Origin of the sequence: Streptomyces hokutonensis, assembly GCF_000376565.1 — a bacterium.
Classification (GTDB): Bacteria; Actinomycetota; Actinomycetes; order Streptomycetales; family Streptomycetaceae; genus Streptomyces; species Streptomyces hokutonensis.
Genome location: NZ_BARG01000041.1, coordinates 16,491 through 29,251 on the forward strand (window position 1 = coordinate 16,491; position 12,761 = coordinate 29,251).

Here is a 12,761-nt window from a genome sequence, read left to right on the forward strand (position 1 = left end):
TGGTGACGCTGCGGAGTGTGACGGTACATCCCGCCCCCGTGTCAAACGGGAAAAGCCCGCAACGGCCACTCGAACGGTAACCCGACTACCGCCATTCCTGCCGCCCGGAGTCCCCACCGGCCTTTTCGGGGCGATCCGGAGGGTGATCCCCCGGTTGCCCGCGCCCCGGCACGGTCGCGGTGCTCAGACGTGCAGGAAGCACCAGGTTCCGAGGAGGAGCGCGGCGATCGCGACGACGCCCGCGAGGGTCGCCGATGCGACCTGGTTCACACCCTCGGCGACGGGTTCGCGGTGGCGCACCCTGACCGCGGTCCACAGCAGCAGCGCGCCTCCGAACAGGGCGAACACCAACCCCGCGAAGATCGCCGGCCCGCTCTCCATATGTGTCCCCTCCCGACCCGGTACCCCGGTCCGGGAGGCTGGCAGCCGTGGGCGACGGGCGGGCCAACCCCCGGTGAATTCGCGGCGCACGACCCTCAGGCGGCCGTGCCCGAGGACGATATCGCCCCGGTCGTCCGGGAGTGGTCCGCCTGGCCCACCGTGCACACGACCGAGTTGAATCCGGCCTTCCAGTTGTTCTCGTCGGACAGATACCCGTAGACGGATCGGTCGCTTCCGGGCGCCCAAGTCGACTCGAACTTGTTGCCGCACAGCTTGTTCCCCTGTTGCAGCGCCTCCTCGAACGCCATCGTCCTCGGAGCCGCCACGAAACCGATCACCTGATCGGTGTGCTCATCGGCGCAGTCGGCCAGGGTCGCGGTGAAATACGTCTTGTGGTCGACGTACAGCCAGCAGTCGCCGACGCTCATCTCGGTGGTCCACACGTTCGACCCGGTGTCCCGGAAGCGTCCTATCTCGCCGCCGATCGGCACATGCCGGCCGAGTACGAGACACGCCGTACCGCCCCCGGCCGCCCCGAAGCCCGCCTGTGTCGGCGTCAGGGCGTAGACGTCCGCGTCGGCCAGGGAGTCGGCCGCCGCCTTCGCCTTGCCGGCGCACCGCTCGGCCCCGTGGTCGCGGGCGTCGGCGAAGTCGCTCGCCGTGTCGACCGCCATCACCTGACCGTCCGGCACGTCGTGCGCGCAGCTCACGACCCCGAGGTTGGGCCGCGACCGGAACGCCGTCCCGGTCCACACCGCGTGCACGCAATCGCCGGTCTGCAGCGCCTTCTTGAGCCCGACGTCCTGGCCGTACGGATACTCGGAGCCCGTCGGCGACGCCGACACGGACGGGGACGGGGACGCCTTCTTCGTGGCCGCCGTGTCCTTGCCGCCGGTCAGCGTCGTCACCGCCCACACCCCGCCCGCGACCACCAGCGCGACGGCCACCACGAGGGCGACGATCGCGGCGACCGGCTTCCGACGCCGGCCCCCACCGGGTGGTCCGCCGCCGCCGACTCCCGGGCCGCCGGGGTACGTCGGCCCCTGCCCGCCCGCGTACGGCGGCGGGACCGCGCCGCCCTGGTAGGGCTCCTGCCGGGCACCGGGATAGGCCCCCTGGTAGGACATCGTGGGGCTGTTCGCATACGGATTCCACTGGCCGTACGCCCCGCCCGAACCGGCCTGCCCCTGCGGGGCGTACGGCGATGCTGCGCCGCCCGGGGTGTTCGGTGTGTTGGGGGTGGGCGGTGCGCCGGGTGTCTGCGGGGCGCCCGGGGTGTTCGGGGTGCCCGGAGTGGGCCGGCCCGCGGGCGTGTAGCCCCCGAGCGCGGCCGCGGGCCGGTCGCCGTACGGCGCGGGGCTCTGGTGGGTGGCTCCCGGGCCACCCGGCGTTCCGGGGCCGTAGGGACCGCCGCCCACGACGTATCCGGGCGGCCCGCCCTGGACTTGGCCCGGCGGCCCGGCGGGGACCTGACCCGCAGGCCCTCCAGGGACCTGACCCGGGGGCCCGAAGTCGGCGTTGCCCGGCGGTCGTTCGGGGGTGGACCAGCCGACCGGTGCCGGGCCGAAGCCCTCCGGCACCGGTGTGTGCCCCGGTACCGGACCCGCCGACAGCGCGACCCGCTCCAGACCGTGTGCCGCCGCCTCCGGTGTCGACCTCAGCACCGGGTCCTTGACCAGCAACCCCTGGAGCACGGGCGCCAGTTCGCCCGCGCGGACGGCGGGCGTGGGCTCCTCGCCGAGCAGGGCCGTGAGGGTCGCGTAGTCGCCGTGGCGGTCGAAGGGGCCGCGGCCCTCGACGGCGGCGTACAGCGTGGCGCCCAGGGAGAACAGGTCGGCGGCCGGGGTGGGCGGCTCGCCGCGGGCCCGCTCGGGGGCGAGGTAGCCGGGTGTGCCGAGGATGCCGGCGGTGGCGGTGAGGCGGGGTTCGCGGGACTCGGGCTGAAGGGCGATGCCGTAGTCGGTGAGCAGCACGCGCGCGTAGGGATCGCCCGAAGCGTTCGGCGCCAGAAGGATGTTGGCCGGTTTCACATCCCGGTGCAGGATGCCGATGCGGTGCCCGGCGGTGAGCGCGTCGAGGACGGCGAGGCCGATGCGGGCGACCTGTGCGGGCGGCAGCGGACCGGAGCGCCGGACGACCGCCTGGAGGTCGACGCCGTCGGGGACGTACTCCATGACGATCCACGGCAGGCCCTCGTGGATCACCACGTCGTGCACCGTCGCCACATGCGGGTGGCCGCGCAGCCGGGCGGCGTGCCGGGCCTCGCTGCGGGCCCGCGCGATGCGGTGCGCGGGCTCGCTCGCGTCCCTCGGGACGTCCGGCAGCGAGATCTCCTTGATGGCGACCTCGCAGGCCAACTCCTCGTCGTACGCGAGCCATACGCGCCCCATGCCGCCCGCGCCGAGCGTGCGCAGCAGCCGGTAGCGCCCGTTGACGATCCTGCCCTCACCCTGCTCCGGCGTATCCCCGGCCATCACGCCTCCCCCGAGACGGCGCGCCTCCCCCGAGGACGCGTGGAACCTGTCTCCGAAGGTAGCCTCGCACCCGCCACTGACAAGAGGGCTTTTCCGTACCAATCCCACCGATCCCGCCGGGCGGGAACACAGGCGGCTCAGTGGTGCGGGCAGGCCTCAGGCGTGACGGGCGCGGGCGCGGCGCGAGGCGGGAGCGATCGGCGGAACGCGAAGCGGGCCGATCGGCGAACGGGCCGCCGCGGGCGGTCAGTCGCGGTCGGTCAGTCGACGGGCTCCAGGAACCCCTGTTCCACCAGCAGCCGGATCTGCGCGGGCGTCCGGTCGCGGAGCAGGACCGGGTCCTCGCCCACGAGTTGGGCGATCGCGTCCAGGATGCGGCCCGCGCTCAGGCTGCCGTCGCAGACGCCGGCGAAGCCCGCGCCGACCGTGTCCACCTTGGTCGCCCGGCGCATACCGCGGTGCTGGCGCAGCACGACGTGCTCGGGGTCCTCGGCGCCGGGCAGCCCGACCTGTTCCTGGATGACCTCGTCGGCGAGCCTGAAGTGGGCGGCGAGCAGGGCCGCGTCGTCGAGGGCGCGCAGCCGGTCGACGCGCTCGAAGTGCGCGCGCACGGTGTCGCCGAGCGGCTGCTCGATCGAGTGCGGCCACTCCTCGACGGTGATCGAGGGCGCGTCGGAATCCGACCTGCGCAGCGTGATCCAGCCGAAGCCCACGGCTTTCACCTTGCGCGCCTCGAACTCGTCGAGCCACGCGTCGTAGAGCGCCTCGTACGCGGCCGGGTCGCCCCGGTGGTCGCCGGCGTCCCTGAGCCACAACTCGGCGTACTGCGTGACGTCCTGGACCTCGCGCTGCACGATCCACGCGTCACAGCCGCGCGGCACCCACGACCTGAGCCGGTCCTGCCAGTCCTCCCCCTCCACGTGCTGCCAGTTGGCGAGGAACTGCGCGAATCCGCCCTCGCGCAGCCGATCCCCCGCCTGCTGAACGAGCGACCGGCACAGATCGTCCCCGCCCATCCCGCCGTCGCGGTAGGTGAGCCGGGCGCCGGGCGAGATCACGAAGGGCGGGTTCGACACGATCAGGTCGTACGTCTCGTCGTCGCGGACCGGGTCGAAGAGCGAGCCCTCGCGCAGATCGGCCGCCGGCGCCCCCGAGAGCGCCAGGGTGAGCGCGGTGATGTGCAGGGCGCGCGGGTTGACGTCGGTGGCCGTCACGCGCGTGGCGTGCTGTGCCGCGTGCAGCGCCTGGATGCCGGACCCGGTGCCGAGGTCGAGCGCGGCGGCCACCGGCGTCCGTACGGTGATGCCCGCGAGGGTCGTGGACGCGCCGCCCACCCCGAGGACGACGCCTTCCTCCCGGCTGCCGATGCCGCCGGCCCCGCCGACCGCGCATCCCAGGTCGGACACGATGAACCAGTCCTCGCCGCCGGGCCCGCCGTAGGGCCGTACGTCCACGGTCGCGGCGACCTCGTCGCCGCCCACGGACGCCAGCCAGCCGCTCTCCACGCACGCGGCGACGGGAAGGACGTCCGCCACGCGTGCGTGCGGGACGGGCTGCTGGAGCAGGAACAGGCGGACCAGGGTCTCCAGTGGGGTGTCGCCGCGGGTCGCGCGGAGGGCAGGCACGGTCTCGCTGCGGGCCAGCGCCGCGTACGCGGGGGCGCCGAGCAGGTCGAGCAGTCCGTCGGCGGTGAAGGAGGCGCCGAGCAGGGCGTCCCGGAGCAGGGCGGCGACCTCCGGGCGGTCGGTTGCGGGCAGCGTGGGCAGGGTGGAGTTACTCACGCCCCCATTGTGGCCGCTCCGGCCGACAACGTGCCCGCGCGTGCGAAGGCCCCGGCACGCACGCGTGCCGGGGCATCTTTCAGTGACTGAAAGATCGCCGCCTACGGGAGGCGCCTTTCACCGGGGCGAGGTCAGGCGGTCCCGGACGAGGCCGACGCGGACGCCGACTTGCAGGCCTCCTGCTTGGTCATCGCCTTGCCGACATCGCCCTCTTCGAGGGTCTTCAGGGCGTCGTTCCCGCTGGTGCTGAGCTTGTCCAGCGAGGTCGCGATGCCCTTGAGGCCGTCCGCGAACTTCGCCTGGTCCTTGACGTCGAGCCCGTCGACCTGCTTCTTCAGGGCGGCGTACGACGCGGAGATGTCGTTGAGCTCCTTGACGGCGTTCTGCTGCTTCGTCGCGCCGTTGTCGACGTCCGGCGCCCCGGCGCTGTTCACGGCGGCCCCGATCGCCTTGTAGGCGTCGGACATGTCCTGGAAGGCCTGTGAGTCGGTCTGCCGGACCTGCTCCGGGGTGCTGTTGTCCGAGGTCTCCTTCTGGATCGCCGTGTTGGCGGCCTCGATCTTCTTCGCCTGCGGCTGCACGGCGAGGCAGACCTGCTTGGCCCAGGAGCCCAGCTTGGCGTCCGTGTCGTCGCCGCTGCCGCCGCATCCCGACAGCGCCAGTACCAGTACCGCACCGCCGGACAGTGCGGCCGCGAGCTTCTTGTTCACCGGATTGGTCCCTTCCATGGCTCTCGGCCCCGGAACATACACGGCGCACAGGCCGCACCCCGGGGCCGAAGGACCGATAGAAAACCTTTTGGGACCATTTGCACCAAGCGAGAGAAGGCTCACGGCGAGGGACTGAACACACACAGAACGGGCGGGCGGCGCCCACAACTCGCGCCGCCCGCCCGCCTGTTGACCGGGACCTCGTAAGACCCCCCGAACCGGGCCCGTAGGACCGCCTACGAAACCACCGCGGGGTCCGCCTTCTTCGCCACCCGCCCGGCGTCGTCCTCGTCCCCCACGGCGATCCCGCGCCGTTTGGAGATGTACACCGAGGCGGCGATCACCAGGAACGCGAGCACCGCGATCGTGATGCGCACCCCGATGTTCTTGTCGTCGCCGTAGCTGAACTTGATGACCGCGGGCGCGATGAGCAGCGCGACGAGGTTCATCACCTTCAGCAGCGGGTTGATGGCCGGTCCCGCGGTGTCCTTGAACGGGTCGCCGACCGTGTCGCCGATCACCGTGGCGGCGTGGGCCTCGCTGCCCTTGCCGCCGTGGTTGCCGTCCTCGACGAGTTTCTTCGCGTTGTCCCAGGCGCCGCCCGAGTTCGCGAGGAAGACCGCCATCAGCGTGCCGGTGCCGATGGCGCCCGCGAGGAACGAGCCGAGCGCGCCGACCCCGAGCGTGAACCCGACCGCGATCGGGGTGAGCACGGCGAGCAGCCCCGGTGTGGCCAGTTCGCGCAGCGCGTCCTTGGTGCAGATGTCGACGACGCGCCCGTACTCGGGCGTCTCGGTGTAGTCCATGATCCCGGGGTGCTCGCGGAACTGCCGCCGCACCTCGTAGACCACGGCCCCGGCGGACCGCGAGACCGCGTTGATCGCCAGCCCCGAGAAGAGGAAGACGACCGCGGCGCCCACGATGAGCCCCACCAGGTTGTTGGGCTGGGAGATGTCCATCATGAGGTTGAGTGGCGCGCCCGGTCCCGAGATCTTCTCGCCGACGTCGTTGGCGGCGGTGAGGATCGCGTCCCGGTACGACCCGAAGAGCGCCGACGCCGCCAGGACGGCGGTGGCGATGGCGATGCCCTTCGTGATGGCCTTGGTGGTGTTGCCCACCGCGTCCAGGTTGGTGAGCACCTGCGCGCCCGCGCCCTCGACGTCGCCGGACATCTCCGCGATGCCCTGCGCGTTGTCGGAGACCGGCCCGAAGGTGTCCATGGCGACGATCACACCGACCGTGGTGAGCAGCCCGGTGCCGGCCAGCGCCACCGCGAACAGCGCCAGCATGATCGAGGCACCGCCCAGCAGGAACGCCCCGTAGACGGCGAGACCGATCAACAGGGCGGTGTAGACGGCCGATTCGAGGCCCAGCGAGATGCCCGCGAGGATGACGGTGGCCGGACCGGTGAGCGAGGTCTTGCCGATGTCCATCACGGGACGGCGGTTCGTCTCCGTGAAGTAGCCGGTCAGCTGCTGGATCAGCGCGGCGAGCACGATGCCGATGGCCACGGCGACGAGCGCGAGGATCCGCGGATCGCCGTCCTTGACCTTGATCGCCGCGTCGGTGACGCCGTTGAGGTCGGCGTACTTCGACGGCAGATAGACGAAGACCGCGACCGCCACCAGCACGAGCGAGATCACCGCGGAGATGAAGAAACCCCGGTTGATCGCGGACATGCCGCTGCGGTCGGACCGGCGGGGCGCCACCGCGAAGATACCGATCATGGCGGTGATCACACCGATCGCCGGCACGAGCAGCGGGAAGGCCAGTCCGGAGTCGCCGAAGGCCGCCTTGCCGAGGATCAGCGCGGCGACCAGCGTCACGGCGTACGACTCGAAGAGGTCGGCCGCCATGCCCGCGCAGTCGCCGACGTTGTCGCCCACGTTGTCGGCGATGGTCGCGGCGTTGCGCGGGTCGTCCTCCGGGATGCCCTGCTCGACCTTGCCGACCAGGTCGGCGCCGACGTCGGCGGCCTTGGTGAAGATGCCACCGCCGACACGCATGAACATGGCGATGAGGGCGGCGCCGAGGCCGAATCCCTCCAGCACCTTCGGCGCGTCGGCCGCGTACACCAGCACCACGCAGGAGGCGCCGAGCAGACCGAGCCCCACCGTGAACATGCCGACGACGCCGCCCGTGCGGAAAGCGATCTTCATGGCTTTGTGCGAGACGGCGGTGAGATCCTTTTCGGGCTCACCCTCCGCCGGGGTCGCTTCCCGGGCCGCCGCGGCGACACGGACATTACTGCGTACGGCGAGCCACATGCCGATATAGCCGGTGGTCGCCGAGAACACCGCGCCGATCAGGAAGAAGATCGATCGTCCGGCGCGCTGATTCCAGTCGTCCGCGGGCAGCAGCAGAAGCAGGAAGAAAACGATCACGGCGAATACGCCGACCGTGCGCAACTGCCGTCCCAGATAGGCGTTCGCGCCTTCCTGGACCGCTGCCGCGATCTTCTTCATGCTGTCCGTGCCCTCGCCGGCCGCGAGCACCTGGCGGACCAGGATGCCCGCGACCACGAGCGCTGCCAGCGCCACGAGGCCGATCACCATCACGAGGATGCGGTTGTCGTGGGTCAGGACTGCGGCTGCGAAGGTTGTGGGGTGGTCAAACTGCTGAGGGGTAGAAAGCCCCGCCATTCGTCCTCCTTGACGCCTGTGCTGAGCTCAAGATGTGGACGGATTGTAGGTACCGGAACCTGATCAAAACAGTGCGCGGCAAACGGAATTGGCCTTCGCATAGTAATGCCTTAAAAGCATTGGCGCTTGATCAAATTATCGGGGCACCCGGCGGGCATTGATCGTGAATTGATTCACGAATTCCGGCGCGCGGAGAACGGGCACTCGCGGTACTCTCCCGGAAATGCCGAAGGGCCCTGCTCAGCAGGGCCCTTCGGCTGTGGTGTGCGGCGGTTTTCAGGAAAGCGTCGCGGCCGGCGGTGTCGTCGGCCAGGTCATACGGATCGATCCGCCGTGCTCCCCCGCGGTGACCTCGACGTCGTCGACGAGCCCGCTGATGACAGCGAGACCCATCTCGTCCTCCTCGGTCTCCGCGTCCGGATCCTCGCCCAGCGCCCCGGGCGCCTTGTCGCCGGGAGCCGAGCGTGGTGCCTCGTCGCCGACCTCGATGGAGAACTGCTTCTCCTCCTCGATCAGCAGCACCTTCACCGGGGCGGTGATCCCACCGCTCTGGTGCAGCCCGACGGCACGGGTGCAGGCCTCGCCGACGGCGAGTCTCACCTCGTCGAGTACGGCCTCGTCCACTCCGGCCCTGCGCGCCACCGCTGCCGCCACCAGTCGGGCGGTCCTGACGTGCTCGGGCAGCGCGCTGAAGCGGAGTTCAACGGTGGCCATGCATCCCCCTCGGGACTACGGGCGTGCTGTCGGAGGGCCGGGCTGCCGAAAGCCCGGTCCACCGGTCGTCTATACGGCCGATCGGGGAGCGGTCGTTCACCGCTCCCTGAACGGTCGGTCAGTCGGTGGCCGCCACCGCTTCCTCGACCGAGGTGTGAATCGGGAACACCTTGGTGAGGCCGGTGATACGGAAGATCTTCAGAATGCGCTCCTGGTTGCAGACCAGGCGCAGCGAGCCCTCGTGGGCACGCACCCGCTTCAGGCCGCCGACCAGCACACCGAGCCCGGTGGAGTCGAGAAAGTCGACGCCCTCCATGTCGACGACGAGGTGGAAACTCCCGTCGTTCACCAGCTCGACCAGCTGTTCGCGCAACTTGGGCGCGGTATATACGTCGATTTCTCCACCGACCTCGACGACCGTACGATCGCCGACGGTACGGGTCGACAGGGACAGGTCCACGGATCCTCCAGCACCTTGCTATCGAGCGGTCATCCCATGGGACACCTCGGCAGAGCCCCCAGGACGGTTCGCCAGCCGCGATGGCATTCAATCACTTACCGCAGGGCGTGCACGACGCCTTGGCTCCATTGTCCGTCACGCCAGTGACACACTCGGTGCCGATGGCCAAGAATCAGCGATCCGATCGACCCTCGGCGAACCCCGTGTCCGGGCTCTCGCCGGGCACGGTTCTGGACCGGCTCGCGTCCGGACCGAGCCGGGCTTCGCGCATCACTCATACGGAGCACTTGCCCCCACGTGAGGGCCGCCATGCCGTCTGGCCTGACCGGATTCGCGCGGAGGTGATCGCCACCGTCCAGGAAGCCGGTATCGAACACCCCTGGGCCCACCAGGCACAGGCCGCCGAGCACGCCCTCGACGGCGAGTCAGTGATCGTTGCCACAGGCACCGCCTCGGGCAAGTCGCTGGCTTATCTGGTACCGGTCCTCTCGGCCCTCCTCGACGGCTCCGAGGCGCCGAACGGCCGCGGCACCACCGCCCTGTACCTGGCCCCCACCAAAGCCCTGGCGGCCGATCAGCTCCGTTCCGTGAAGGAACTTTCACAACCTCTGGGCAATGCCGTTCGCCCGGCCGTGTACGACGGCGACACTCCGTTCGAAGAGCGCGAGTGGGTACGCCAGTACGCCAACTACGTCCTGACCAACCCCGACATGCTCCACCGCGGCATATTGCCCTCGCACCCGCGCTGGTCCTCCTTCCTCAAGTCCCTGAAGTACGTCGTCATCGACGAGTGCCACACCTACCGGGGCGTCTTCGGCTCCCACGTCGCCCAGGTACTGCGCCGACTGCGCCGCCTCTGCGCCCGCTACGGCTCCTCCCCCGTCTTCCTGCTCGCCTCCGCGACCGCCGCCGAGCCCTCGGTCGCCGCCGGCCGCCTCACCGGCCTCCCCGTGGTCGAGGTCGCCGACGACGCCTCACCGCGCGGTGAACTGGTCTTCGCCCTCTGGGAGCCCCCGCTCACCGAACTGCACGGCGAGAAGGGCGCCCCGGTCCGCCGCACGGCCACCGCCGAGACCGCCGACCTGCTGACCGACCTCACCGTCCAGGGCGTGCGCTCGGTGGCCTTCGTACGGTCCCGGCGCGGCGCCGAGCTGATCGCGCTGATCGCCCAGGAACGGCTCGCCGAGGTCGACCGCTCACTGGCCCGCCGGGTCGCCGCCTATCGCGGCGGCTACCTCCCCGAGGAGCGGCGCGCCCTCGAACGCGCCCTCCACTCCGGCGAGTTGCTCGGTCTCGCCGCCACCACCGCCCTCGAACTCGGCATCGACGTCTCCGGCCTGGACGCCGTCCTGATCGCCGGCTACCCCGGCACCCGCGCCTCCCTGTGGCAGCAGGCCGGGCGCGCCGGACGCTCCGGCCAGGGCGCCCTGGCCGTCCTGGTGGCCCGCGACGACCCCCTGGACACCTTCCTCGTCCACCACCCGGAGGCCCTCTTCGACCAGCCAGTCGAATCCACGGTCCTGGACCCGGACAACCCGTACGTCCTGGCCCCGCACCTGTGCGCGGCGGCGGCAGAACTACCACTGACCGACGAGGACTTGGACCTGTTCGGCCCGGCCACGGCGGACCTGCTGCCGCAGCTGGAGGCCGCGAAACTGCTCCGCCGCCGGGCGAAGGCCTGGCACTGGACGCGCCGGGAACGGGCCGCCGACCTCACCGACATCCGCGGCGGGGGCGGCAGCCCGGTCCAGGTCGTCGAGAACGGCACGGGCCGCCTCCTGGGCACGGTCGACGAGGCCGCCGCCCACACGACCGTCCACGAGGGCGCGGTCCACCTCCACCAGGGCCGCACCTACCTGGTGCGCTCCCTGGACCTGGAGGACTCGGTGGCCCTGGTCGAGGAGGCCAACCCCCCGTACTCGACGGTCGCCCGCGACACGACAGCCATCTCCGTCCTGGAGACGGACATCGAACTCCCCTGGGGCCAGGGCCGGTTGTGCTACGGCTCGGTCGAAGTCACCAACCAGGTCGTCTCCTTCCTCCGCAGACGTGTCATCACCGGCGAGGTCCTCGGCGAGTCGAAACTCGACCTCCCTCCTCGTACGCTCCGCACCCGCGCCGTGTGGTGGACGGTCACCGAGGACCAGCTCGACGCCGCCCGCATCAACCCCGAGATCCTCGGCGGCGCCCTGCACGCCGCCGAACACGCCTCGATCGGCATGCTCCCCCTGTTCGCCACCTGCGATCGCTGGGACATCGGCGGAGTCTCGGTGCCCCTGCACCCGGACACCCTGCTCCCCACGGTCTTCGTCTACGACGGCCATCCCGGCGGCGCGGGCTTCGCCGAGCGCGCCTTCCACACCGCCCGCGCCTGGCTCACCGCCACCCGCCAGGCCATCGCCTCCTGCGAGTGCGAGGCCGGCTGCCCGTCCTGCATCCAGTCCCCCAAGTGCGGCAACGGCAACGAGCCGTTGCACAAACGGGGAGCGGTGCGGCTGCTCACGGAGCTGTTGCGGGAGGCGCCGGTGCCGGAGGCAGAGGTACGCGTACCGGAGGAGACGGTGCGGGTACCGGAGGCAGAGCCGGCCCCGCAGGTCCCGCCCGTGCCCTGACCTCCGCCGCGAACGGTCCCAGGCCGGCCGTCGCCGTCACGTCCGACGTCTCCCCCACGACCGCGCACCGCACCAGCCGCGTCCCCTGGGCCCGCGCCACCCGCTCCGCCCGGACGCAGGCCCCCGCACCGCCCTCCGCCCAGTGGTCGGCCGCCGCGAGGGCCGCGAGGTCCGCACCGCCGGCCGCGCGATGCCGGGCCACGACGGCCTGCCCCAGGGCGAGCACGATCCCGAACACGACACACATCACGGCCATCGCACCCAGGCTCCAGACGGTGGCGGACCCACGGTCCGAGTCCCGACCCGGGTGACGGAGTCTCAGGCGCCTCAGCTCGGGCATACGGCACCTCATGGCCCCGCCCTCCCCTCTCCCACCGTCTCCTCCGCCACCGCGACGGCCTCCTCCCGCACTTCGAAGGGCAGCCCGCCGAGCATCGGTGACTTCGCGACCACGACCACATGGACCTGGTCGCCCTCCCGGGAGACCGTGATCCGCGCGTCGCGCGGTGCCGTGTCCCGGGTGACCTGGACGACCGCGTCGGCGGGATCCTGCCGGGCCGCCGCACGGGCGCCCGACCGCGCCGCGTCCACGCACTGGATCTGCGCGGCCACCACCATCAGCCCCCAGACCAGCGCCATGGCGAACATCACCAGCACGGGCAGGACCACGGCCGCCTCGGCCGTCACGAACCCCCCGTCGCCGCCCCGGCGTTCAGACCTTCGCATCGAGGGCCCGCTTCACGATGTTCTGGAGCTCCGTGCTGACCGCTCCGCTGGTCACCACCTTGTAGAGCACCACGGCGAACGCCACCGCTGCGACCAGGCCCATCGCGTATTCAGCCGTTGCCATACCGGCGTCCCGGCGCGCTGCGGCCCCGAGTCGCGCCCGTACTCGCACCGCCCGGACAACCCGTACCGCCGCCGCCCGCACTCCCTGCACTGCCTTGTACATCTCAACCCCCGTGAGGTTTCTGTTGGTTCGCTTAC

At 71.3% G+C, this 12,761-nt stretch carries 11 protein-coding genes; 1 reads left to right on the forward strand and 10 read right to left on the reverse strand.

Annotated features, from left to right (window positions below):
• Positions 1 to 183: 183 nt before the first annotated feature.
• From SSP08S_RS24445 to bldG, 7 genes are all read right to left on the reverse strand, one after another.
• Positions 184 to 381, reverse strand: coding sequence for a hypothetical protein (locus SSP08S_RS24445; RefSeq protein WP_019070270.1), 198 nt, complete (start codon positions 379 to 381; stop codon positions 184 to 186).
• A gap of 95 nt (positions 382 to 476) precedes the next feature.
• Positions 477 to 2,855: a serine/threonine-protein kinase gene (locus tag SSP08S_RS24450; RefSeq protein WP_019070271.1), complete on the reverse strand. Its 2,379-nt coding sequence runs from the start codon at positions 2,853 to 2,855 to the stop codon at positions 477 to 479.
• Between the two features lie 260 nt (positions 2,856 to 3,115).
• Positions 3,116 to 4,636 (reverse strand): N5-glutamine methyltransferase family protein, encoded by a 1,521-nt coding sequence (locus SSP08S_RS24455; RefSeq protein ID WP_019070272.1) that lies wholly within the window; start codon positions 4,634 to 4,636, stop codon positions 3,116 to 3,118.
• Positions 4,637 to 4,767: 131 nt separating this feature from the next.
• Complete coding sequence (locus SSP08S_RS24460; protein ID WP_078532499.1) at positions 4,768 to 5,364, reverse strand: small secreted protein; 597 nt, start codon at positions 5,362 to 5,364, stop codon at positions 4,768 to 4,770.
• 218 nt (positions 5,365 to 5,582) lie between these two features.
• Positions 5,583 to 7,988, reverse strand: a complete 2,406-nt coding sequence (locus tag SSP08S_RS24465; protein WP_019070274.1) for a sodium-translocating pyrophosphatase — start codon at positions 7,986 to 7,988, stop codon at positions 5,583 to 5,585.
• Positions 7,989 to 8,264: 276 nt separating this feature from the next.
• Positions 8,265 to 8,702: an ATP-binding protein gene (locus SSP08S_RS24470; protein WP_019070275.1), complete on the reverse strand. Its 438-nt coding sequence runs from the start codon at positions 8,700 to 8,702 to the stop codon at positions 8,265 to 8,267.
• 118 nt (positions 8,703 to 8,820) lie between these two features.
• A complete protein-coding gene (bldG, locus tag SSP08S_RS24475) occupies positions 8,821 to 9,162 on the reverse strand; it encodes an anti-sigma factor antagonist BldG (RefSeq protein WP_003975386.1) in 342 nt (113 codons plus the stop codon).
• A gap of 80 nt (positions 9,163 to 9,242) precedes the next feature.
• Between bldG and SSP08S_RS55750 the strand changes: the two genes are divergently transcribed.
• Complete coding sequence (locus SSP08S_RS55750; RefSeq protein ID WP_078532500.1) at positions 9,243 to 11,774, forward strand: DEAD/DEAH box helicase; 2,532 nt, start codon at positions 9,243 to 9,245, stop codon at positions 11,772 to 11,774.
• On the opposite strand, the gene SSP08S_RS59490 is transcribed toward SSP08S_RS55750, so the two are convergent.
• Genes SSP08S_RS59490 through SSP08S_RS59495 form a run of 3 tightly spaced genes read right to left on the reverse strand, consistent with a single transcriptional unit; the run spans position 11,662 to position 12,726 of the window.
• Entirely contained in the window at positions 11,662 to 12,114 is a 453-nt protein-coding gene (locus tag SSP08S_RS59490; RefSeq protein ID WP_174479410.1) for an Rv3654c family TadE-like protein, read from the reverse strand. The genes SSP08S_RS55750 and SSP08S_RS59490 overlap by 113 nt on opposite strands.
• A gap of 8 nt (positions 12,115 to 12,122) precedes the next feature.
• The gene (locus tag SSP08S_RS24485) at positions 12,123 to 12,500 is read right to left on the reverse strand and encodes a TadE family type IV pilus minor pilin (protein ID WP_019070277.1); all 378 of its coding nucleotides are present in this window, start codon (positions 12,498 to 12,500) and stop codon (positions 12,123 to 12,125) included.
• On the reverse strand, positions 12,487 to 12,726 hold the full coding sequence (locus tag SSP08S_RS59495) for a DUF4244 domain-containing protein (protein WP_078532501.1): 240 nt from the start codon (positions 12,724 to 12,726) through the stop codon (positions 12,487 to 12,489). Before SSP08S_RS59495 ends, SSP08S_RS24485 begins: the two co-directional genes overlap by 14 nt.
• Positions 12,727 to 12,761: the final 35 nt, after the last annotated feature.